This is a genomic window from Candidatus Jidaibacter acanthamoeba, assembly GCF_000815465.1.
Classification (GTDB): Bacteria; Pseudomonadota; Alphaproteobacteria; order Rickettsiales; family Midichloriaceae; genus Jidaibacter; species Jidaibacter acanthamoebae.
In genome coordinates this window covers 1-241 of record NZ_JSWE01000085.1, presented here as the reverse complement: position 1 = coordinate 241, position 241 = coordinate 1, and the positions used below count along the sequence as shown (strand labels likewise).

Here is a 241-nt window from a genome sequence, read left to right as displayed (position 1 = left end):
TCTTTATACTCCTATCTCCACTAATCCCTATGTTAGGTGTAACTCCTCCAGCCCAAGTGACAGATACTCCAACATTAAACCCGCTACTACTATGTTCTTCCCTATTTCTGTTCCTTACACTCTCTATAATTATCTTCTTTGCTACATCAATATCAACTTTCTCCCCGTTAATATAACTACCCTTTAGACTTAGATCTTCTCCCACTACCAGATTAACTAGCTTTCCCTTAATGGAACTTGC

1 protein-coding gene is annotated in these 241 nt (G+C 38.6%); it reads right to left on the bottom strand.

Annotated features, from left to right (window positions below):
• On the bottom strand, positions 1–241 hold a 241-nt coding region (locus tag NF27_RS02815; protein WP_039455578.1), incomplete at both ends, for a hemagglutinin repeat-containing protein.